We start from the raw sequence: 22,289 nt of genomic DNA, 5'->3' as shown, positions 1-22,289 counted from the left end.
CCATGACGAAGCTGACGAAACGCGCCTTTCTCGCCGGTTCCGCGGCGGCAGGCACCATGCTCGCGATGCCGACCGTGCTGCGCGCGCAGGCGACGGTGATGCGCTGGGGCGAGATGCTGCCGACCACGCATCCGCAGGTGCAGATGGTCGAGCGCATCGCCAAGGAGGTGAAGGAGAAGACCGCGGGCCGGATCGACATCCAGTCCTTCCCGGCTGGGCAGCTCGGCTCGGGCAAGGACATGATGGAATCGGTGGCCTCGGGCGCGCTGACCATGACCACGGACGGCGCTGCCGCGCTCGGCTCCTTCCTGCCCCAGCTCTCCGTGATCGAGGCGCCCTATCTCTGGCGCGATCCGGGGCATATGGCCAAGGTCGCCAAGGCGCCGGTCTTCGCCCAGATGAACGACGAGCTCGTCAAGAAGCGCGGCATGCGCATGGCGGCGGTGACCTATTACGGCAAGCGCCATCTCACCACCGGCTCCAAGCCGGTGAAGAGCGCCGCCGACGTCGCCGGCCTCAAGCTGCGCGTGCCGCCGGTCGACACCTTCCGCGCCATGGTCGAGGCCTGGGGCGCCAAGGCGACGCCGGTCAACTTCAACGAGCTCTATCTGGCGCTGAGCCAGGGCGCGGTCGACGGACAGGAGAACCCGCTGCCGACCATCCACAGCGCCAAATTGCAGGAGGTGCAGAAGCATCTGATCCTGACCGGCCACATCATCACGCCGCGCCTGATCGTCATCAACCAGGACTTCTGGAAGGGGCTGAAGGATGCCGACCGGACGATCCTGGAAGCGGCGATCGCCAACGGCGTCGCCTGGCAGGATGCGGAGCTCGCGAGCCAGGAGGGCAGCCTGGTCGCGACGCTGAAGGCCGCAGGCATGAGCGTGACCGAGCCCGATCTGGAGAGCTTCAGCAAGCCGGTGCTGGCCAGCCTGCCCAAGCAGTTCGAGAGCAAATGGGGCAAGGGCACCTGGGACGCGCTCGCGGCGCTGTAGAGAGCGCGGCGATGGCCGGGACAGGCGCGGGGAACCTTTCTCCCGGATGGGAGAACGGCCCGCCCTCACCGCAGAAGGCGCAACGGCGCCACCTCACCCCCTTGGTCCGCGGCGATCCCTCTCCCCTGCCCCTCTCCCATCCGGGAGAGGGGATCCCGCGCCCTCATCATGGACGCTCATGAAATCCCTCGTCGCCTTCACCGACCGCCTGGTGCGCGCGGCCGCCGTCGGGCTGTTGCTGGCGCTGCTCGTCGCGGTTCTCCTCGGCGTCGCTTCGCGCCAGCTCAACGCTCCGCTCGCCTGGACCGACGAGCTGGCTCAGTACCTCCTTGTCTGGACCGGCTTCGTCGGCTGGATCATCGCGGCGCGGCGGCGCTCGCATATCCGGATCACGGTCTTCGCCGACCTGCTGCCGAAACCGGCCGGACGCATGCTGGAGATCGTGACGCAAGCCGCGATCATCGTCTTCGCCGCGATCCTGATCCGCTATTCCTTCGGGCTGATCGAGCGCACCTGGGACGTCGAATCGATCGCCCTGCCGATCACCAGCGCGGCGCTCTACGTGGTGATGCCGCTCGCGGGGCTGGCGCTGATCCTGCAGGCGCTGGCCGAGATCGGCGTCGTCGTCGCCGGCCGCAGGGTCGAGGACGCCGAGCCGGGGACGCAGCCGCTATGAGCGCTCTGATGCTGCAGCTCCTGCCGGTTTGGTTCGCCGCGCTGCTGCTCGGCGTGCCGCTCTTCGTCTCGATGGGGCTGGCGGCCATCGCCTTCGCCTATTTCGGCGCCTTCCCGCTCGGAATCGTCCCGCAGAAGATCGCGCAGTCGGCGAATTCCTTCCCGCTGCTCGCCGCGCCGCTGTTCATCCTGATGGGCAACATCATGAACTCGGCGGGGATCACCGACCGGATCTTCGCCTTCGCGACGGCCTGCGTCGGCTGGCTCCGCGGCGGCCTGTGCCACGCCAACATCCTCGCCAGCGTGATCTTCGCCGGCATGTCGGGCTCGGCGGTGGCCGATGCCGGCGGCGTCGGCACGCTCGAGATCAAGGCGATGCAGGACGAGGGCTACGATCCGGAAACGGCGGCGGCGATCACGGCCGCCTCGGCGACGATCGGGCCGATCATCCCGCCCTCGCTGCCGATGGTGATCTACGGCGTCTCGGCCGACGTCTCGATCGGCGGCCTGTTCCTGGCCGGGGTCATCCCCGGCCTGCTGATGGCCGGCGCGCTGATGGCGATGGTGGTCCATGTCGCCCGGAAGAAGGACCTGCCGCGCCATCCCTTCCCCGGGGGCGCCCAGCTCTGGGCCGCCTACAAGGAGGCGCACTGGGCGCTGATGACGCCGGTGATCCTGTTCGGCGGGATGATGGCCGGCATCTTCACACCGACGGAGGCCGCCGCGGTCGCGACCGCCTATGCGATCGTGCTCGGCCTCTTCGTCTACAGGAGCTTCTCGCTCGACGACCTGCCGGAACTGGCGGTGCAGACGGTCGAGACCACCGGGGTCGTGCTGGCGCTGGTGATGACTGCGGCGGCACTGGGCTGGTGCCTGTCGATCTCGCGCATTCCGCAGACGGTCGGGCCGATGATCGTCGATCTCGCCGGCAATCCCTTCGTCTTCCTGCTGATCGTCAACCTGCTGCTGCTCTTCGTCGGCTGCTTCATGGAAGCGCTGGCGGCGATGCTGATCCTGATTCCGATCCTGACGCCGGCTGCGGCGCAATTCGGCATCGACCCGATCCAGTTCGGACTGATCTTCGTGCTCAACCTGATGATCGGCACGATCACGCCCCCGGTCGGAGTCGTGCTCTTCGTCACCTCGAAGATCGCGAAGATCAGTTTCGAGGCGATGTCGCGCGCGATCGTGCCCTGGCTGCTGCCGCTGCTGGCGGTGCTGCTGGCGGTGACGCTCTGGCCGCCGCTGACGACCTGGCTGCCGAACCTGGTGCTGGGCAGGTAGATCGTTCAGACCGTTCGCGTCACCTTGGACAGGTTGGGCGGGCAGTCGGGGTCGAGGCCGCGGCTGCGCGCGAGCGCCGCGACGGCGCCGTAGAAGGCGCGGACCTGCGCCAGCGGCTGCAAGGCGGCCGGCAGGCCGGGCGGCAGCGGCAAGCCTTGTCCCGCGCCGGCCCGGCTGCCGGCATAGCGCAGATCGGCGCCGAGCCCGAGAAAGGCCGCGGCGGCGGCGGCGACGCTTTCGCTGCCCTCGTCGCCAGGGTCGAGCGCCAGCGCCGGGAAGCCGGGACCGACCAGGGCCAGCGGTCCATGCAGGACCTCCGCGGCGCTGAAGGCCTCGGCGTGGACGCGACAGGTTTCCTTGAACTTGAGCGCGATCTCCTGGGCAATGCCGAAGGAGAGGCCCCGGCCGATGACGTAGAGGCTCCGCGCGTCGCGCCAGGACAGCAGCGCCGGCCTCCAGTCGCAGGATCCGGCCGCGTCGAGCGCCTCGGGCGCCTGCTCCAGAGCGCCGGACAAGGCCTGGTCCTGCGCCCATTCCGCCACCAGATGGAGGAAGGCGAGGCAGGTGGCGAGGAAGCTCTTGGTCGCGGCGACGCTGTGTTCAGGCCCCGCGCACAATGGCAGGAGCACGTCGACCATGCCTGCGAGCGGAGACGCCTCGTCATTGACGAAGCCGACGACGAGCGCCCCGGCGCGCCGCGCCGCTTCGGTCAGCAGCAGCGCGTCGGGGCTGCGGCCGGATTGCGAGACGGCGATGAACATGGCGCGGGAGAGATCGAGCTCGCCGCCATAGACCGAGGCGAGGCTCGGGCCGAGCGAGGCGACCGGCAGGCCGAGCGTCCGTTCGATCAGGTATTTGCCATAGGTCGCGGCATGGTCGGAGGAGCCGCGCGCGCAGGTCGCGACGAAGGCGGGCCGCTTGATGTGCAGGCGCTGCACGAGATCGGCGATGATGGCGCCGTTCCCCGCGATCTGGCGGCGGGCGACGGCGGCGACCTCGGTCGCCTCGCGGGTGAGCAGGGCCTCAGCCATGGCGTCGCAGCGGCGTCTCGAGCAGCTGGTCGGCGATGCGGGCGACCCGGCGCCGATCGAGCGCGTGGCCGGCGCCGCCGACATTCTCGACCGAGAGCGTACCACAGGCGATGCCCTCGGCGAGGGCGCGTTCGGGGGACCGCCCGGCGAGCCAGGCGGCGAGGAAGCCGGCATTGAAGGCGTCGCCCGCGCCGGTGGTGTCGAGCACCGCCCGGCAGGCCGCGGCGGGGAGCGCCAGGCTCGCGCCGACCCGATGGAGACGGGCGCCGGCGTCGCCGTCCTTGATCGCCACCAGCGGAAAATGTTGCGCGAGCCGCTGCCCGGCCGCGTCGAGATCGTCGCAACCGGCGATCGCCCGCGCCTCCGACGCATTCGGCAGGAAAATGTCGACGCCGCTGCAGCGCGCGACGAGATCGGGCGAGCGGATCAGGGCATCGTCCCAGCTCGGGTCGAGCGAGACCGTGAGACCGTGATGCCTGGCGTCGGTGACCAGATGCGGGATCTCGGCCAGCGTCGCGAATTCGGCGACGTGGAGATGAGTGGCACGGACATCGCCGAGGGCGGCGGCGAGCGTCGCCGGGCGGGCCCGGCCGGCGCGGCGCGAGAGGAAGGCGCGTTCGCCGTCCCGGACCATCGCGACGGTGAGCTGCGGGCCGGCATCGGCGGCGCGCTCCAGGAAGGCGAGATCGACGCCGCTGGCCGCGAGCGCCGGCAGGAGCGATTGCGAAAGCGGGTCCTCGCCGAGGCGCGAAAGCAGGGCCGCGGGCCGCCCGAGCCCGGCGAGATGGGCCGCGGTGATGAAGCCGCCGCCGCCGGGGACGATCGCGACATCCTCGGCGAAGCGCTCTTCGCCGAGACGCGGCATCGCCGCCAGCCCCCGGAAGACGAGATCGCAATAGAGCCGGCCGGTGCTGAGCACGAGCCCGTCCGGCCGTGGCCGCGCGGAGATCACAAGGCGCGCTCGCTCTTGGCGTCGAACAGGTGCAGCGCCGCGGCCGCGGCGCCGAGCCTGACGGCACTGCCGACGGCGGGCGGGTTCCGGGCCGGGGCCGAGGCGAGCAGCAATCCGCCCTCGGCCTCGACATGGACGAAGGTCTCCGGGCCGAGCGGCTCGACCACGGCGACGCTGCCGGAGAGAACGAGATCGGCGCTCTCGCCGTGTTCCAGTACGCGCAGTTCCTGCGGCCGGACGCCGACAAGGACATCCGTGGGGAGGGCCGCGGACCAGGCGAGCGGCGTTTCCCCGAGCTGCAAGCTGCTGCTGCCAGCCTCCGCGGTCGCCCTCGCCGGCACGATGTTCATCGTCGGCGAGCCGATGAAGCGGGCGGTGAAGACGTCGGCCGGCTTCTCGTAGAGCGCCATAGGGGCACCGACCTGGAGGATGCGGCCGTCGCGCATCACGACGATCCGGTCGGCCAGCGTCATCGCCTCGACCTGGTCGTGGGTGACGAAGACGATGGTGGTGCGCAGCCGCTGGTGCAGGCGCTTGATTTCGAGCCGCATCTGCGCGCGCAATTGCGCATCGAGGTTTGAGAGCGGCTCGTCGAACAGGAAGACGGCAGGGTCGCGCACCATGGCGCGGCCGATCGCCACGCGCTGGCGCTGGCCGCCGGACAGGGCGGAGGGGCGGCGCTCCAGCAGGGCCGTCAGTCCGAGCACTTCGGCGACTTCCTCGACACGCCTGCGCTTCTGCGCCTTGTCGAGCGCGGCGGTGTAGAGGCCGAAGGCGATGTTCTCGGCGACGCTCATATGCGGGTAGATCGCATAGTTCTGGAACACCATGGCGATGTTCCGCTCTTTCGGCTCGAGCCGGTTCACGATGCGGCCGCCGATCGCGATCGTACCGCCGTCGATCTCCTCGAGCCCGGCGATCATGCGCAAGGTCGTCGACTTGCCGCAGCCGGAGGGGCCGACGAAGACCACGAATTCGCCGTCCTGGATATTGAGGTCGAGGCCGTGCACGACCTGGGTCTGGCCATAGCGCTTGACCAGTTTCTCGATCGCGATCCCGGCCATCAGGCGGCTCCTGCGAGGGCGGCGAAGGCCGCGTCGAGCTCGCGACGCGCGGCGTCCTCGCGGCCGGCGAGCGCGAGGGCGGCCTCCTGTGCCGCTGTCAGCTCGGCCCGATAGCCGGCCAGGGCCTCGCCCAGGGCCTTCGGCCCCGGCCCGCCGAAGCGTTCGCGCACCGCGATGAAGTTCTCCGGAGAGACGGCGCTGCCGAACGCCTCGCGGCTCAGGCCCGGCTCACGGCCGGCGGCGTGGCGGAAGGCTTCCAGGAACGGCTCGTAGCCATCGCGCGGCAGGTCGCCATCCCTGGCGACGACGGCCCGCGCCACCGCCGAGGCGATTTCGTGGGCGGCGCGGAAGGAAAGGCCCTCCCGGCGCACCAGCGTGTCGGCGAGCTCGGTGATCGTGATGCAGGAGCGCCGGACGGTCTCGGCGACGCGGCGGCCGTCGACGCAGAGCGTCGGCAGCAGCGCGGCGAGCAGATCGAGCACGCGCCCGCCGCTCTCGAAGGCCTGGTAGCCAGCCTCCTGCGTCTCGCCCTCCGAGTCGTTCATGTCGGTGAACGGCGTGTTGTGGACGATGTCGCGGACCAGGTGGGCGCGGCCGACCGTCTGCGAGGACAAATGGCGCAGATGCTCGATCGGCACCGGATTGCGCTTCTGCGGCATGATCGAGGAGATCTGCACGAAGGCGTTGGGCACGTAGATCTGGCCGACCTCGAAGGCGGTCCAGAACTGCAGGTCCTGAATCAGCCGGCCGAGATGCAGGAACACCAGTTCCACGGCGCTGAAGACGGCCGTCGTGTAGTCGACCGCGGCGATGCAGCCATAGGAGTTCTGCAAGGGCGCCGCGAAGCCGAGCAGATGGGCGGTACGATGACGGTCGAGCGGGAAACCCGAGGTGGTGATCGCGGCGGCGCCCAGCGGGCAGAGGTCGATGAGTTCGCGCGCCTGCATCAGGCGCCGGTGGTCGCGCAGCATCACCTCGATCGCGGCGGAGAGGTAATGGCCGAGCGTCGAGGGCTGGGCCGGCTGACCATGGGTATAGGCGACGATCAGCGTCGCCTTCTCGCGTTCGGCCAGCGTCAGCGCAGCGGCGATGACGGCGCGCAGTCGGCGGGCAAGGCCGTCGAGCCTCGGCTTCAGCGCCAGCTTGAACAGGGTATGGTCGATGTCGTTGCGCGAGCGGCCGGTATGCAGCCGGCCGTCGTCATCGGGCCCGAGGCGCTTGCGCAATTCGGCCTCGACCAGGAAGAAATAGTCCTCGACCTCGCCGGTATAGCTCAGCGCCGCCGGATCGATCTCGCGTTCGATCGCGAGCAGGGCGCAGGCGATGCGCGAGGCTGTCTCCTGCGGAAGAATCCCGGTCTCCGCCAGCATGACGAGATGGGCGCGGTCGATGGCGCGGAAGCCTTCGACATGATGCGTCCTGGCGCCGTCGAAGAGCGGGCGCAGCACCGTCTCCCGGTAGACCGGATCGGGAAAGACGGATCTGTCGTTGACGCGGGGGTCCGCGGGTTCGGTCATCGAACTCATCCCTTCAATCCGGCGAGCACGACGCCGCGGACGATGTAGCGCTGCAGCAGCAGGAAGACGGTGAGCGTCGGCAGGGTCGCCAGCGCCGCGCCCGTCATGATCAGCTCCCATTGCACCTGCGCCTCGACGGCGAAGCTCGTGAGTCCGACGGGGAGCGTGTAGAGTTCCTTGCTCGTCGTCACGATCAGCGGCCAGATGAAGGCCGTCCAGTTGCTGAGGAAGGTGAAGATCGCGAGCGCGGACAGCGCCGGCGTCACCAGCGGCATGGCGATGCGCCAGAAGATCGCGAACTCGCCGAGCCCGTCGACGCGGGCGGCTTCGAGGAAATCGTTCGGCACCGTCTCGAAGAACTGCTTCATCAGGAAGGTGCCGAAGGCGGTCATCATGCCGGGGAACATGATGCCCCAATAGCTGTCGAGCCAGCCGAAGTTCTTGGCCATGACGTACCAGGGGATGACCAGCATCTCGGTCGGAATCATCAGCGTCGAGAGGATGGCGACGAAGACGAGATAGCGCCCGCGGAACTGGAACTTCGCCAGGGTGTAGCCGACCAGGCTGTCGAAGAAGACGTTGGAGAGCGTCACCGCTGTCGCGATGCCGAAGGAGTTGGCGAACCAGCGCAGGAAACGGCCGTCCGAGAGAACGGCGACGTAGTTGTCGAGCGTCGGATGCGCCGGGAAGAAGGCGAGATCGTAGATCTCGGAGGAATCCTTCAGCGAGGTCGCGAACATGAAGGCGAGCGGCGTCACCATGATCAGGCCGCCGCCGAACAGCAGCAGCCAGGCGAGGATGCGGCCGGGCTCGATCCGCCCGGAGAGCGGCGAGGCTGTCGCGCTCATCAGCGGTCCCTCAGCAGGCGCAGCTGCAGCAGCGAGACGCAGAGCAGGACGAGGAAGAGCACGACGGTCTGCGCCGCGGCATAGCCCATGTCGAAGGAGGAGAAGGCGGTCTGGTAGATCATCAGCACCAGCGGCTTGGTCGCGTTCAGCGGCCCGCCCGGATCGCTGCTGGTCTGGCTGGTCATGTTGTAGACCTGATCGAAGATCCGCAGGAACCCGATCGATGAGAAGACGACGAGGAAGATGATCGTCGGCTTGAGCAGCGGCAGCGTGATCTTCCTGAGGATGGCGAGATCGGGGAGGCCGTCGATGCGCGCCGCCTCGTAATAGGTCGTCGGGATGGCGCGCAGGCCGGCGAGGAAGATCACGACCTGGAAGCCGAGGCCGGCCCAGATCGCCGGCGCCAGCACCGCCGGCAGCGCCTGCGTGGTCGAACGCAGGAAGGGTTGCTGGGCGATGCCGAAGCCGGCGAGCAGATTGTTGAACAGGCCGATCGGCACCGGCTGGTAGAACCAGCGCCAGACCCAGGCCATCGCCGCCGCCGTGGTCAGGAAGGGCAGGAAATACAGCGCCCGGATGAAGCCGTGCATGAAGCGGACGCGGTCGAGATGATAGGCGATGACGAAGGCGAGGATGAGGCTGAGCGGCGTGCCGATGACGAGGTAGAGGAAGGTGTTGCCGAACACCTTCCAGAACACCGGATCGGCGAGCAGGCGCTCGAAATTCGCCAGCCCGACGAAGCTCGGCGGCGTCATCAGGTTCCACTTCGTCGTCGAGATCACGAAGGCCTCGAGAGTCGGATAGAACCGGATCAGCCCGTAGAACAGGATCGGCACGGCGAGGAAGGCCCAGGCCCAGGCCACCTGCTTCTGCCGCAGGCTGAGGCCGTGCCAGAGGCGGCCTTGCGCCCTGTCGTCCTGTGTCGAGAGGCTCATCTGCGCGAGGTCCGTTGATCCATCCGCCCGTCATTCCGGGCGGAGCGAAGCGGAGGCCCGGAATCCATCATAGGGCTGCGCGCTACGCTGGATTCCGGAGCTGCGCGGCTGTCGCTGCTTGTCCGGAATGACGGTATTGATCCCGACAGGTCTCACTTCTTGTAGAAGCGGTCGAGGATCGCCTGCTCGGCCTTGGCCGCCTCGGCGAGTGCCGCCTTCGGCTCCTGGTTCTGGAGCAGCACGCGGTTGGCCATGTCGAGGATGACCTGGCGCTGCGGCATCTCGTCGACGAAGACCGTCGCCTGCGAGTAGTTCAGCGCCTTCAGGAACGGCCCGTAGACCGGGTGGCCGAGGTTCTTCTCGGTCTCGGCCACCGCCTTGCGCGCCGGCAACTCGCCGACGGACTCCAGCCAGAGCTGCATCGCCTCGGGCGAGGTGACGAAGGCCATGAACTTCTTTGCCGCCTCCAGCTTCTCGCCCGAAGGCTTGGTGGTGATGGCGTTGACCCAGTAGCTGGCGAAGTTGGACTTCGTCCCGTCCGGGCCGGCCGGCAGCTCGGCGACGCCCCATTCGAAATTCTTGATGCCGCCGAAGGCGCCGAGGCGGAAGGAGCCGTCGATCGTCATGGCGGCGCGGCCGGCGCGGAAGGCGGCCTGGCCCTCGTCCATGAAGCCGGCGAGCCCGACCTTGTGGACGCGCTGGAGGTCGGCATACCAGGCGAGCGACCTGGCGCCGGCCTCGCTGTCATAGGCGACGGTCCTGTTGTCATCGGAATAGGGCTTGCCGCCCATCTGGCGCAGCAGCACCTCGCGCCACCAATGATAGTCCTGGCCGGGCATGTCGAGCGTCACGCCGGCCTGCAGCATGTTGCCGGCGCCGTCGCGCTTCGTCGCCTTCTTCGCGGCATCGAGGTACTCGTCGAGCGTCTTCGGCGGCTTGGCCGGATCGAGGCCGGCCTCCTGGAAGATCTTCTTGTTGTAGAACAGTGCCAGCGAGCGCACCGCCGTCGGCAGGCCGTAATACTCGCCCTCGCGCTTCATCGCCGAGACGATCGGGTAGAATTCCTTCTCGATCATCTCGGGCGGGAAGGCGTCGCGCGGCAGCGGCCGGATGACCTTGCCGGCGATGAAGTTGTCGACCCAGCCATAGAAGAGCTGGACCACGTCGGGACCCTGGCCGGCCGGCGCCGCCGCGGCGATCTTGGTCTGGTAGTCGGCATAGGGGAAGGTGGTGTGCTTGACCTTGATGGTCGGGTTGGCGGCCTCGAAGCGCTTGATCAGCTCGTTCATCGCCTTGATGCGGGCGTCGAACACGTATTGCCAATACTCGATCTCGACCGCCTGGGCGCGGGCTCCGGCGATCGCGCCGACCGACATCGCCAGGCCCAGGAACAATCCGCGAAGGCCGCGCATGATCTCTACCTCCCCCGTCTGGTTGCGACGCCCGCCTGCATCGGCTCCCGGCCGGCCGGACATCCCGCGCCATGCTTTGCCGGCGGCCCGCGGCTGTCAACCAATTAATTCACTTGAGTTGGATTAATCGCCGTCGCAGCCTGTGGGCCGAGACAGAGCCGAGCCTCCCGATGCCGCATCGCAAGCCGCCAGCCGCCCACAGCGCAGCCCTCGGGACCAATCCCGAGCGGGCGCGCCGGCATAACCGGCGGGTCGTGCTGGAGACCTTGCGCCAGCATGGCCGGCTCGGTCGCTCCGACATCGCCAACCTGACCCGGCTGACGGCGCAGGCAGTCTCCAACATCGTCGCCGAATTGCTGGAGGAGGGCTTCCTCGTCGAGCTCGGCCGCCGGCGCACGGCGCGCGGCCAGCCCCCGGTCGACTTCGCGCTCAACGCCGCCGGCGGCGTCACGGCCGGCATGGAGATCGCCGCCGACCATGTCACCACCGTGCTGGTCGACCTCGCCGGCGAGGTCAGGGCGCGCCGCGTCGCGCCGCTGCCGGACCTGGCGGTCGAGGCGGTGCAGATGGTCGCGGCGCAGGAACTGGCGCAGGTGCGGGCCGGGGCGGATATCCCGGAGCGCCTGCTCGGCTGCGGCGTGGTGATGCCGGGTCCCTTCGACTTCCAGGGCACGCTCACCGTGGGCTCGACCGCCTTGCCGGGCTGGACCGGCCAGGACGTGACGGCACTGATGAGCGCGGCGCTCGGCACCCCGGTGACGATCGAGAACGACGCGACGGCGGCGGCCGTCGGCGAGCATCTCTACGGCGTCGGCCGCAATCTGCGGCATGTCTGCCTGGTCTATTTCGGGCTCGGGCTCGGGCTCGGGCTGATGCTCGACGGCGAGCCCTATCGCGGCGCCTTCGGCAATGCCGGCGAGATCGGCCATCTCCCGGCGGTTCCGCAGGGCCTGCCCTGCGTCTGCGGCCGCCGGGGCTGCCTCGAGCGCTATGTCTCGCCGCCGGCGCTGCAGGAGGCGCTGCGCCTGGCCGGTATCGGGCCGGTCGACGCCGCCGGCATCGCCAGGCTCCAGGCGGAGGGCCATCCGGCGGTGCTGGGCTGGATCGCGCAGGCCGGCGCCCTGCTCACGCCGGTGCTCGCCATGCTGGAGAGCCTGTTCGACCCGGAGACGATCGTGCTCGGCGGCGCCCTGCCCGACAGCGTCATCGACGCGCTGATCGCGGCGGCTGCGCCGCTGCCGCTCGCCGTCGCCAGAGGCGGCGAGCGTTCGGTTCCGCGGGTCCAGCGCGGCACGACGGGGCAGTTCACGGCAGCGCTCGGCGCCGCGGCACTGCCGCTGCTCGATGCAACCGCGCCTCGCCTGGTGCGCAATCCCGCGGCAGCCGAGGCGGTCCAGCCGGTCGCCGATCCTGCCGCCGCGACGTAGCGGCGCGCGTTCGGCGGGCGGGGCAAGAAAGCGGCCGCCCGCCGTCGCCATCGCGACGGCGATCGCGCGGCGGCGACCCGTCTTTCGAAGGGCTGCACCGGCCGGAACTTTCCGCTAACGCTGTTCCGCGCGAGTCGTTCGCCCTCGGCCGATCGAACCGCAAAGTGCGTCAGGAATTGATCATGGCAGGGCTCTTGCTAGCGAGCGGGGGCGAACGATTGGAGATGCCGGCCGGATGCTGGAGTTCGAAGGGCGCGGTCTGCGCCGGATCAGGGCGCTGCGCCCGCCGCAGATATCGAGCTGGACGCGCGAGACCGTCGGCCACAAGGCCGTGGCGAGCGTGCCGCCGGCTGCCGAGCTGAGGATCGCCTCCTACAACATCCACAAGGCCGTGGGACGCGACCGCCGCTTCGACCCGGACCGGATCATCGAGGTGCTCAGGCAGATCGATGCCGACGTGGTAGCGCTGCAGGAGGCCGATCAGCGCTTCGGCGAACGCGCCGGGCTGCTCGACCTCACCCGCCTCGAGCGCCGGACCGGGCTGACGCCGGTGCCGGTGCAGAGCGTCTGGCAGGGCCATGGCTGGCACGGCAACGTCGTGCTCTTCCGCGACGGCGCCGTCACGGCGACCCGGCAGCTCGTGCTGCCCGGTGTCGAGCCGCGCGGCGCGCTGATCGCGGACCTGACCGTGCGCGGCGCCTCGATCCGGGTGGTCGCCGCGCATCTCGGCCTGCTGCGCCATTCGCGCTCGCGCCAGGTCGAAACGCTGATCTCCGCCTCGAAGCCGACCGATGGCCGGCCGATCTTCCTGATGGGCGACCTGAACGAGTGGCGCGTCGGCAAGAAGTCGAGCCTGCACGGGCTGGCACCGAAATTCGGGCCGCTGCAGGCGGCGATCCCGAGCTTCCCCTCGCGCTTCCCGATCTGGGCGCTCGACCGCATCGTCGCCTATCCGGCCGAGACGATCGCGCAGGTCGATCTGCACGACACCGACTTGTCGCGGCTCGCCTCCGACCATCTGCCGATCAAGGCGATGGTGCATTTGCCCGGCGAGGATCGCCAGGCGCATTAGAGCCCGTTCCGATCAGCTTGCACCGCAAGCTGATCGGTAAAACGGTCTCCAGGCTAAAAGTGAGAGCCGGATTCACCGATCAGATTGAGTCAATCCGATCGGATCCGGCTCCAGGGACCGCGGCCGGCCGGCGCCCGGCCAGACCGGCGCAAGGCGCGGCCCCGTCCCGCATCGCCGGCCCGTGACCTCCCCGGAACGGCGTGCCACGATGACGGTCGTCACCGCCCTGCACGAGACCGTCATGACCATCGCCGAACCGCACCGCGCCCGCGCCTACCGCACCCAGAACTGGAGCCTGACCAAGCCTTCGGCGCGCGGCCGCAACGGCATCGTCGTCTCGCAGAACCACGAGGCGGCCGCGGCCGGCGCGGCGATCCTCGCGGCGGGAGGCAACGCCGCCGACGCCGCGGTGGCGACCGCTTTCGCACTGGCCGCGGTCGAGCCCTGGAACAGCGGCCTCGGCGGCATCGGCTTCGGCGTCGTGCTGAAGGCAGGCGAAAGCCGGGCGCAGGTCGTCGATTTCGGCCCGGTCGCGTCCCGGCGGGCCGATCCTGCCGATTATCCGCTGACCGGCGAGATGAAGCTCGATTTCTTCGCCTGGCCCGGCGTCGTCGGCGACCGCAACATCCATGGCCCGCTCTCGTTCTGCATCCCGTCCTCCGTCGCGGGTTACGCCACGCTGAAGGACAGGTTCGGGACGAGCATGCCGGTCTCCGAGCTGCTCCAGCCGGCGATCGGCCTGGCGAAGCGCGGCCTGGCGCAGGACTGGTACACGACGCTGAAGATCGCTTCCTCAGCCTCGATCCTGCGGCTCTACGAGGAAAGTGCCCGCATCTACCTGCCGGACGGGCTGCCGCCGGTGCCGCCCTATCAGGGCGTGCCGGGCTTCATGAGGCTCGGCAATCTCGGCGCGACGCTCGAGCATCTCGCCAGGGCGGGGCTCGACGATTTCTATCGCGGCGAGCTGGCGGCGCGGCTGGCCGCCGACATCGCCAGGGCCGGCGGCGTGGTCGACGCGCAGGATCTGGCCGATTGCCGGGCGAGTGTGCGCGAGGCGCCGGTGATCGACTGGCGCGGCACGCACCGCATCCATACCGCCGGAGGCCTGACGGCGGCGCCGACCCTGCAGGCGGTGGTCGAGGGCATGGCCGGCAGCCCGCCGCCGGCGGGCGGGCCGGATTCGGCCTGGTTCGTCAAGCTCTCGCAGGTGATGCGCGAAGCCTATGCCAGCCGGCTCTCGGGGCTGGGCGCGGCACAGATGGCCAAGGAGCCGGCCGAGACCTGCACGACGCATCTGACGGTGGTCGATGGCGAGGGCACCATCGTCGCGCTGACGACGACCCTTCTCTCGTCGATGGGCAGCCGTCTCGTCCTGCCCGAGACCGGGGTGCTGATGAACAACGGGATGATGTGGTTCGATCCGCGCCCCGGCAGCGCCAATGCGATCGCGCCGGGCGCGCGCCCGCTCTGCAACATGTGTCCCGTGGTGGTGACGCCGGCCGACGGCGGCGTTCCGCGCTATGGAGCGGGCGCCTCGGGCGGGCGGCGCATCCTCGCCAGCGTCTACCAGATGCTGGCCTTCACCCTCGATTGCGGCATGAGCCTGGAGGATGCCGCGCATCAGCCGCGCATCGACGTCTCCGGACCGGATGGCACGAGCGCCGATGCGCGCCTGCCGGAGGGCACGCTCGCCGCGCTCGCCGCCGCCGGCCCGCTGAGCGTGGTCGAGCACGGCGTGTTGCCGCTCAACTTCGCCTGCCCGAACATGGTGCGGGCCGGGCAAGGGGAACAGGACGGCATCAGCGACGCCGCCTCGCCCTGGTCGGCGGCCGTGGCGGCGTCGTAGCATTCGTCATGCTCGGGTCGGCGCAGCGCGCCGCCCGAGCATGACGGCGGAGCGCTACACCCGCTTCAGGCCCCAGGGATAGGGCGCCGAGCCCGGCAGCATGCCGGTCAGGCTCTTGCGGTAGGCGGTCTTGATGACGAACTGGCCGAGCGGGATCGTGGCGCATTCCTCCAGCGCCAGGCGCCCGAGCGCGACCGCGACCTCCTTCTGCCTGGCCTCGTCCGGCGCGTAGAGCCACTGCTCGGCGAGTTCCTCCGCCTTGGCGTTGGTCCACCAGCCGAACCAGCCCTTCTCGCCCGGACCGCGGACGAGATTGGACAAAGCCGGGTTGCCCCAGCCGACCGCCGCGCCGGTGGTGTGAAAGATGCTCCAGCCGCCCTTCTCGACCGGCTCGCGGCTGTTGCGGCGCTGGATCACCGTGCCCCAGTCGCTGGCCATCATCTCGACATTCATGCCGAGCGACTTCAGCAGCTCGTAGGTGACGTCGCCGAGCGGGCCGATATCGGGGAAGTCGGTCGGATTGATGATCACGACCTTCTCGCCATTGTAGCCTGAGTCCTTCAGCGCCGCCTTGGCCTTGTCGAGGCTCTGCGGCATCAGGTCCTCGATCTCGCCGGTGTAGTAGGGGGTGCCGCGCCACCAGAGATTCCGGCAGAGCTGCCAGGCCGTGGTGTCGTCGCCCTGGCTCGCCCGCATATAATCTTCCTGGTTGACGGCGAGGCGGATGGCGGCGCGGACCTTCGGATTGTTGAACGGCGGCTGGAGATGGTTCAGCCGCATGATCGCGCCGCGGCCGTTCTTGTCGATGACCTCGCGGGTGATGTCGGGGCTGCGGGCGAGCAGGGGCTGCAGATCGGCGAGCGGGCGCTCCCACCAGTCGATCTCGCCCTTGGTCAGGGCCGCCGCGGCCGTCGCCGGGTCGGGCAGGATCGGCCACTCGACGCGCTTGAAGTGGGCGACCTTGCCGCCGGCATTGCGGCTCGGCGGCTCGCTGCGCGGCTTGTAGGCCTCGTTCTTCTCGTAGACGACGCGGCTGCCGGTGACATATTCGCCGGCGACGAACTTGTAGGGGCCCGAACCGATCATCTCGGTGACCTGCTTGGTCGCGTCGGTCTTGGCCAGGCGCTGGGGCATGATGAAGGGCGGGTTGTCGGCCTTGGCCAGGCAGTCGAGCATCATCGGGAAGGCCCGGGTCAGCCTGATCTCGATGGTGCGCTCGTCCGGGGCGTTCCAGGCTTCGACCGCCTTGAGCAGCAGCTGGCCGTAAGGGTCGCGCTGGCCCCAGCGCTTCAGGCTCTCGATGCAGTCGACCGAGCGGACCGGCTGGCCGTCATGGAAGGCGAGGCCCTCGCGCAGCCTGATCTTCCAGACCTTGCCGTCCGCCGAAACCTCGTGGCCCTCGGCCATCTGCGGCTGCGGCTTCAGGTTGAGATCGCCGCCATAGAGCGTGTCGAAGACGTAATAGCCGTGATTGTTGGTCACGGTTGCGGTGGTCCAGATCGGATCGAGCGAGGTGAGGTTCGCCTGCGGCGCCATCCTGAGCACGGTTGGGCTCGGCGCCTGCGCCGAGGCCTCGCGCGCCAGCGCTGGCGCGAACAGGGCGGCGGCGGCCGTGCCCTGCAGGAACTGACGACGTTTCATCTGATCTTCCCCTCTTATGCTTGCAGCCGGTACCAGGTGAACCTGGGTCGATGTGCCGTTTCTCGCGTCGGGCAGGTCCTGGGCTAGTCGAAGCCGAGGAAGTTCGGGCTGTCCGCGAGCTTCGGCGCCGCCTTCAGCCTGGCGATGTCCGGCACGGGACGCGCCGTCAGCGGGTCGCCGGCCAAGAGTTGCTCCAGCGCGGCCGCGACGGCAAGCACCTTGGCGTCGCCGCCACGCGGGCCGACGATCTGCAGGCCGAAGGGCAGGCCGTCGCGATCGAGCCCGACCGGCAGCGAGATCGCCGGATGGCCGACCGTGGTCACCGCATAGGCCATGGCGAGCCAGTGGAAATAGGTGCGCGTCGGCTTGCCGTCGATCTCGGCAGGGTAGAGCTCCGACCAGGGCCGCGGCGAGAGGGTGATCGCCGGCGTCAGGATGACATCGTAGGTCTCGAAGAAGCGCTGCCAGTTGTGATAGAGCACGGTCTGCTGCTTGAGGGCGCGGGTGACGTCGAGCGCACCGTAACGCAGGCCCTCCTCGACATTGGCGCGGACATTGGGGCCGACCTTGTCGGGCATGTCGCGGACCCGTTCATATTGCCCGGCGAGGAAGGCGACGGCGCGCAGCACCTCGAAGGTCTCGTCGGTGCCGGTGCAATCCGGCGTCGCCTCCGCCGCGACGGCGAAGGCCGCGCTGAAGCGGCCGACCTTGTCGGCGAAGACCTCGCGGATGTGTCTCTCCGTCGGGGCGAAGCCGAAATCCGGGGTGATCGCGACTTTCAACGAAGCGAGGTCGCATGGCGCCGGCCGGGCGAAATCCTCGGCCTTTCGGACCCGCTTGCCGTGGATGGTCGTCGCCAGCGGATCGACGGCGTCGTCGCCGACCATGGTCGAGAGCAGCAGGCAGAGATCGGGCACGGTGCGTGCCATCGGGCCCAGCACCGAGAGCGGATTCCAGCCGAGCGGGCGCTTGTCGCTCGGCACCAGGCCGGGCGTCGGGCGGAAGCCGACGATGCCGTTGAAGGCGGCCGGGTTGCGCAGCGAGCCGCCCGTGTCCGAGCCGGTGGCGATCGGCACCATGTTGGTGGCGAGCGCGACGCCCGAACCGCCGGAGGAGCCTGCGGCCGAGCGCGAGGGATCGAACGGATTGCCGGTGACGCCGTAGACGGCGTTGCGGGTGTTGGCGCCGGCGCCCCATTCGGGCGTATTGGTCTTGCCGACGATGACGGCGCCGGCCCGGCGCACCGAGGCGACGATGCCCTGGTCCTTCGCTGGCACATGGTCGGCGAAGAGCGGGCTGCCATAGGTGGTGCGCAGGCCGGCGACATCCTCGAGATCCTTGATGCCGATCGGCAGGCCGTGCAGGGCCGGCAATTCGTCGCCGCGCATGGTCGCCGCGTCGGCCGCTTTGGCCACGGCGCGGGCGCGCTCGTCGTCGCGCGCCACCATGGCGTTGACGGCGTGATCGACCGCATCGATGCGGGCAAGGCAGCTTTCGAGCAGTTCGGAGGCCGAGAGCTTCTTCTCGCCGATCAGACGGCGGGCGGTGACGGCATTAAGGTCGCAGGGTTCGGTCAAGGCGGCTGGCTCCGGCGCGGCAGGCGGGCCAAGCATGGCCCGTGCCATCAGTCGAAGCGGCTTGCGTCGCTGCGTCAAGCCTCGCCATGCGGGGAGCCGCCCCGCGCCGGCCGCGCGCCGGCCGGTCAGATGTGCAGCGCGTGGCCGAGAGCCTTCAGCGCGGATTCCTGGAAGGCCTCGCCCAGCGTCGGATGGGCGTGGATGGTGCCGGCGAGGTCCTCGAGCCTGGCGCCCATCTCGATGGCGAGGCCGAAGGCCGCGGAGAGCTCCGAGACGCCCTGGCCGACGGCCTGGATGCCGAGGACGAGATGGTTGTCGGCCCGCGCGACGACGCGGACGAAGCCGGCCTCGCCATGGCGGGTCATGGCGCGCCCGTTCGCTGTGAAGGGGAACTGGCCGAGTTTCACCTCCAAACCAGCCTTCTTCGCTTCCGCCGGCGAGAGGCCGGCCGAGACGATCTCGGGATCGGTGAAGCAGATCGCCGGGATCGCGGCCTTGTCCCAGATCCGCGGCTCGCCGGCGACGATCTCGGCGACCATCTCGCCCTGCGCCATGGCGCGATGGGCCAGCATCGGTTCGCCAGTGACGTCGCCGATGGCGTAGATGCCGCGCATCGAGGTCTCGCAGCGCTCGCCGATGCGGATGAAGCGGCCGTCCATGTCGAGCACGAGCTCTTCGAGGCCGAGTGTGCCGGTTGCGGGGGCGCGGCCGACCGTGACCAGGATCCGGTCGGCCGGCAGTTCGCGCTCCTTGCCGTCCGCCGTCTCGATGCGCAGGCCGTCGCCCCTGGCGGTCAGGCCCAGGGCCCTGGCACCGAGCAGAACCTCGGCGCCGAGCGCCGCCAGGCTCCTGGCGACCGGCGCAGTCAATTCGGCGTCGTAGAGCGGGAGGATCCTGTCCTGCACCTCGACCACGGTGACCTTGCTGCCGAGCTTGGCGAAGGCGGTGCCGAGCTCGAGCCCGATATAGCCGCCGCCGACCACGACGAGGCGCTTCGGCAGCTCGGTCAGCGCCAGTGCTCCGGTGGACGAGATCACATTGCCGCCGAAGGGCAGGAAGGGCAGCTCGACGGGGACGGAGCCGGTTGCGATCACCACCGTCTCGGCCTTGATGATCTTGGGCCCGGTCTCGGTCTCGACCGCCACCGTCTTGCCGTCGCGGAAGCGGGCCTGGCCGTGGACGATCTTGACCTTGGCCTTGCGGAGCAGGCCGGCGACGCCGTTGTTGAGGCGCTGGACGATGCCGTCCTTCCAGGCGACCGCCTGCTTCAGGTCGAGCATCGGCTCGGCGACGGAGAGGCCGAAAGGCGTCTTGCCGGCGGCGGCATGGGCCGCCTTCTCGAACTCCTCGGCGACATGGATCATCGCCTTGGAGGGGATGCAGCCGACATTGAGGCAGCTGCCGCCGAGCTTGCCGCTCTCGACGATGACGGTGTCCATGCCGAGCTGGCCGGCGCGGATGGCGCAAACATAGCCGCCGGGGCCGGCGCCGATGACGAGGAGCTTGCAGGTGATGTCCGTCATGATGGGCTCCCGTCGACCAGATCGTCGCAATCCGGCTCCGCCGTCATTGCGAGCGCAGCGAAGCAATCCAGGGGGGCTCGCCCTAGGTCCTCCTGGATTGCTTCGTCGCTGACGCTCCTCGCAATGACGGCGGCGCCCGCAGCGTGCGATAAGGGATCCATCGACATCACATATCCACGAACAAGGTTGCCGGCGTCTCCAGCAGCTCCTTCAGCCGCTGCACGAAGACGGCGGCGTCCCAGCCGTCGACGACGCGGTGGTCGAAGCTGCAGGAGAGGTTCATCATCTTGCGCGGCACGAAGGTGGCGCCGTCCCAGACCGGGCGGACCATGATCTTGTTGACGCCGACGATCGCGACCTCGGGATGATTGATCACCGGCGTGGTGGCGATGCCGCCCATCGCGCCGAGCGAGGTGATGGTGATGGTCGAGCCGGTGAGCTCGTCGCGGCTGGCGCCGCCCTCGCGGGCGCGCTCGGCGAGGCGGGAAAGCTCGACGGCGCAGCCCCAGAGGTCGCGCGCCTCGGCGTGCTTCACCACCGGCACGACCAGTCCGGACGGCGTCTGCGTCGCGATGCCGATATGGATGCCGGCATGCTGGCGGACGAGTCCGGCCTCGTCGTCATAGAGAGCGTTGAGGCCCGGCTGCTCGCCGAGCGCCTTGACCATGGCCCGCATCAGGAAGGGCAGCAGCGTCAGCTTCGGCCGCTCGGCGGTCGGCTTCCTGTTGAGGGCCGCGCGCAGATCTTCGAGAGCGGAGACGTCGACTTCTTCGACAATCGTGATGTGCGGGATGCGCGATTTCGACAGCGCCATCTTCTCGGCGATGCGGCGGCGCAGACCGACGACCTTGACCTCGGTGACCGCCGTCTTCCGCGCGAGTCCGCCTGCGGCCGGGGCCTCGGGTCCGCGCTGGAGGAAGGCGTCGATGTCCTCGTGCGTGATGCGGCCGGCCGGGCCGGAGCCCTGGACCTGGCGCAGGTCGATGCCGGCTTCGCGCGCCTTCAGCCGGACGGCGGGCGAGGCGAGCGGCTTCTCGCCGGCGGCACGGCGCGGCGCGGGCGCGGCGGCGATCGGCGCCGGGCGGGCCGGAGCGGGCTTGGGCGTCGGCATCCGCCTGGGGGCGGCGTCAGGCGCCGAAGCTGGCGTGGCGGGCGGGACCGGGGCGGGCTCCTCCTGTGGCTGCTCGGCGGGCGCTTCAGCCTCGGCCGGCTCCCCGGCCTTGGCTGCGCCGGCGACCTCGAGCTTGACCAGGGCCGAGCCGATCGCGACGGTGTCGCCGATCTCGGCGCCGACCCAGGTGACCTCCCCCTCGACCGGGGAGGGAATCTCGACCGTCGCCTTGTCGGTCATCACCGCGGCGATGAGGTCGTCCTCGCGGACGATGTCGCCGACCTTGACGTGCCACTCGACCAGCTCCGCCTCGGCGATGCCCTCGCCGACATCGGGCAGCTTGATGATGCGCTCGGCCATCAGCGTGCCTCCATGATCTCGCGCAGCGCCCGCCCGAGCCGGGCCGGGCCGGGGAAGTAATCCCATTCCTGGGCGTGCGGATAAGGCGTGTCCCAGCCGGTGACGCGCATGATCGGCGCCTCGAGGTGGTAGAAGCAGTGTTCCTGCACGAGCGCGGCCAGCTCCGCGCCGAAGCCCGAGGTCAGCGTCGCCTCGTGCAGCACGATGCAGCGGCCGGTCTTGGCGACCGAGGCGATGATCGCGTCGAGATCGAGCGGCAGCAGGGTGCGCAGATCGATGATCTCGGCGTCGATCCCGGTCTCCTCGGCGGCCGCCTGCGCGACATGGACCATGGTGCCGTAGGTGACGATGGTGACGGCCCGGCCCTCGCGCCGGATCGCCGCCTTGCCGAGCGGGATGGTGTAATGGCCGTCCTCGACCTCGCCGAGCTCGTGCTTCGACCAGGGCGTGACCGGCCGGTCGTGGTGGCCGTCGAAGGGGCCGTTATAGAGCCGCTTCGGCTCGAGGAAGATCACCGGATCGGGGTCCTCGATCGCCGCGATCAGAAGCCCCTTGGCGTCGCGCGGATTGGACGGCACCACCGTCTTCAGCCCCGAGACATGGGTGAACAGGGCCTCCGGGCTCTGGCTGTGGGTCTGGCCGCCGAAGATGCCGCCGCCTGTCGGCATGCGGATCACCATCGGGCAGGTGAAGTCGCCGGCCGAGCGGTAGCGCAGGCGGGCGGCTTCCGAGACGATCTGATCATAGGCCGGATACATGTAGTCGGCGAACTGGATCTCGACGCAGGGGCGCAGGCCATAGGCGGCCATTCCGATCGCAGTGCCGACGATGCCGAGCTCGCTGATCGGCGCGTCGAAGCAGCGGGTGACGCCGTATTTCTGCTGGAGACCCTGCGTGCAGCGGAAGACGCCGCCGAAGAAGCCGACATCCTCGCCATAGACGACGACATTGTCGTCGCGGCCCATCGAGACGTCGAGGGCCGAGCGGATCGCCTCGATCATGGTCATGCGGGGCATGGC

At 69.6% G+C, this 22,289-nt stretch carries 18 protein-coding genes; 6 read left to right on the top strand and 12 right to left on the bottom strand.

The window, feature by feature from the left end; translation table 11 throughout:
• Positions 1–2: 2 nt before the first annotated feature.
• From CS1GBM4_RS09640 to CS1GBM4_RS09630, 3 genes are all read left to right on the top strand, one after another.
• Entirely contained in the window at positions 3–995 is a 993-nt protein-coding gene (locus CS1GBM4_RS09640; RefSeq protein WP_186418484.1) for a sialic acid TRAP transporter substrate-binding protein SiaP, read from the top strand.
• A 178-nt stretch (positions 996–1,173) separates the two neighbouring features.
• Positions 1,174–1,671, top strand: a complete 498-nt coding sequence (locus CS1GBM4_RS09635) for a TRAP transporter small permease (protein WP_186418483.1) — start codon at positions 1,174–1,176, stop codon at positions 1,669–1,671.
• Entirely contained in the window at positions 1,668–2,954 is a 1,287-nt protein-coding gene (locus CS1GBM4_RS09630; RefSeq protein WP_186418482.1) for a TRAP transporter large permease, read from the top strand. The genes CS1GBM4_RS09635 and CS1GBM4_RS09630 overlap by 4 nt, the downstream gene beginning before the upstream one ends.
• A gap of 5 nt (positions 2,955–2,959) precedes the next feature.
• On the opposite strand, the gene CS1GBM4_RS09625 is transcribed toward CS1GBM4_RS09630, so the two are convergent.
• The 7 genes from CS1GBM4_RS09625 to CS1GBM4_RS09595 form a co-directional block, all read right to left on the bottom strand.
• Positions 2,960–3,985 carry an SIS domain-containing protein gene (locus CS1GBM4_RS09625; RefSeq protein ID WP_186418481.1) on the bottom strand — a complete coding sequence of 342 codons (1,026 nt, stop codon included), beginning with the start codon at positions 3,983–3,985 and terminating at the stop codon, positions 2,960–2,962.
• Complete coding sequence (locus tag CS1GBM4_RS09620) at positions 3,978–4,850, bottom strand: carbohydrate kinase family protein (protein ID WP_186418652.1); 873 nt, start codon at positions 4,848–4,850, stop codon at positions 3,978–3,980. The genes CS1GBM4_RS09625 and CS1GBM4_RS09620 overlap by 8 nt, the downstream gene beginning before the upstream one ends.
• A gap of 83 nt (positions 4,851–4,933) precedes the next feature.
• Complete coding sequence (ugpC, locus tag CS1GBM4_RS09615) at positions 4,934–6,001, bottom strand: sn-glycerol-3-phosphate ABC transporter ATP-binding protein UgpC (protein ID WP_186418480.1); 1,068 nt, start codon at positions 5,999–6,001, stop codon at positions 4,934–4,936.
• The gene (argH, locus tag CS1GBM4_RS09610; protein ID WP_186418479.1) at positions 6,001–7,518 is read right to left on the bottom strand and encodes an argininosuccinate lyase; all 1,518 of its coding nucleotides are present in this window, start codon (positions 7,516–7,518) and stop codon (positions 6,001–6,003) included. Before argH ends, ugpC begins: the two co-directional genes overlap by 1 nt.
• Positions 7,519–7,523: 5 nt before the next feature.
• Positions 7,524–8,366, bottom strand: a complete 843-nt coding sequence (locus tag CS1GBM4_RS09605) for a carbohydrate ABC transporter permease (protein ID WP_186418478.1) — start codon at positions 8,364–8,366, stop codon at positions 7,524–7,526.
• The gene (locus tag CS1GBM4_RS09600; protein ID WP_186418477.1) at positions 8,366–9,301 is read right to left on the bottom strand and encodes a sugar ABC transporter permease; all 936 of its coding nucleotides are present in this window, start codon (positions 9,299–9,301) and stop codon (positions 8,366–8,368) included. Before CS1GBM4_RS09600 ends, CS1GBM4_RS09605 begins: the two co-directional genes overlap by 1 nt.
• A 152-nt stretch (positions 9,302–9,453) precedes the next feature.
• The gene (locus CS1GBM4_RS09595; RefSeq protein ID WP_244607159.1) at positions 9,454–10,677 is read right to left on the bottom strand and encodes an extracellular solute-binding protein; all 1,224 of its coding nucleotides are present in this window, start codon (positions 10,675–10,677) and stop codon (positions 9,454–9,456) included.
• Positions 10,678–10,883: 206 nt separating this feature from the next.
• Between CS1GBM4_RS09595 and CS1GBM4_RS09590 the strand changes: the two genes are divergently transcribed.
• The 3 genes from CS1GBM4_RS09590 to CS1GBM4_RS09580 all read left to right on the top strand — a co-directional run bounded on the left by CS1GBM4_RS09590 (position 10,884) and on the right by CS1GBM4_RS09580 (position 15,058).
• Positions 10,884–12,140, top strand: a complete 1,257-nt coding sequence (locus CS1GBM4_RS09590; RefSeq protein ID WP_186418475.1) for an ROK family transcriptional regulator — start codon at positions 10,884–10,886, stop codon at positions 12,138–12,140.
• 235 nt (positions 12,141–12,375) lie between these two features.
• Entirely contained in the window at positions 12,376–13,212 is an 837-nt protein-coding gene (locus CS1GBM4_RS09585; protein WP_186418474.1) for an endonuclease/exonuclease/phosphatase family protein, read from the top strand.
• Positions 13,213–13,420: 208 nt separating this feature from the next.
• Positions 13,421–15,058 carry a gamma-glutamyltransferase gene (locus CS1GBM4_RS09580; RefSeq protein ID WP_210201560.1) on the top strand — a complete coding sequence of 546 codons (1,638 nt, stop codon included), beginning with the start codon at positions 13,421–13,423 and terminating at the stop codon, positions 15,056–15,058.
• 54 nt (positions 15,059–15,112) lie between these two features.
• Here CS1GBM4_RS09580 and CS1GBM4_RS09575 read toward each other — a convergent pair whose 3' ends face one another.
• From CS1GBM4_RS09575 to CS1GBM4_RS09555, 5 genes are all read right to left on the bottom strand, one after another.
• Entirely contained in the window at positions 15,113–16,699 is a 1,587-nt protein-coding gene (locus CS1GBM4_RS09575; RefSeq protein ID WP_186418473.1) for an ABC transporter substrate-binding protein, read from the bottom strand.
• 83 nt (positions 16,700–16,782) lie between these two features.
• On the bottom strand, positions 16,783–18,276 hold the full coding sequence (locus CS1GBM4_RS09570; RefSeq protein WP_186418472.1) for an amidase family protein: 1,494 nt from the start codon (positions 18,274–18,276) through the stop codon (positions 16,783–16,785).
• Between the two features lie 125 nt (positions 18,277–18,401).
• Positions 18,402–19,799 carry a dihydrolipoyl dehydrogenase gene (gene lpdA, locus CS1GBM4_RS09565; protein WP_186418471.1) on the bottom strand — a complete coding sequence of 466 codons (1,398 nt, stop codon included), beginning with the start codon at positions 19,797–19,799 and terminating at the stop codon, positions 18,402–18,404.
• Between the two features lie 166 nt (positions 19,800–19,965).
• Positions 19,966–21,270, bottom strand: coding sequence for a dihydrolipoamide acetyltransferase family protein (locus CS1GBM4_RS09560; RefSeq protein ID WP_186418470.1), 1,305 nt, complete (start codon positions 21,268–21,270; stop codon positions 19,966–19,968).
• On the bottom strand, positions 21,270–22,286 hold the full coding sequence (locus CS1GBM4_RS09555) for an alpha-ketoacid dehydrogenase subunit beta (RefSeq protein ID WP_186418469.1): 1,017 nt from the start codon (positions 22,284–22,286) through the stop codon (positions 21,270–21,272). The genes CS1GBM4_RS09560 and CS1GBM4_RS09555 overlap by 1 nt, the downstream gene beginning before the upstream one ends.
• Positions 22,287–22,289 lie beyond the last annotated feature (3 nt).

The sequence above is a fragment of the Allobosea sp. CS1GBMeth4 genome, from assembly GCF_900185715.1.
Lineage (GTDB): Bacteria > Pseudomonadota > Alphaproteobacteria > Rhizobiales > Beijerinckiaceae > Allobosea.
Note: the sequence above shows the minus strand (reverse complement) of the source record. Positions and strands in the feature narration are given on the sequence as shown.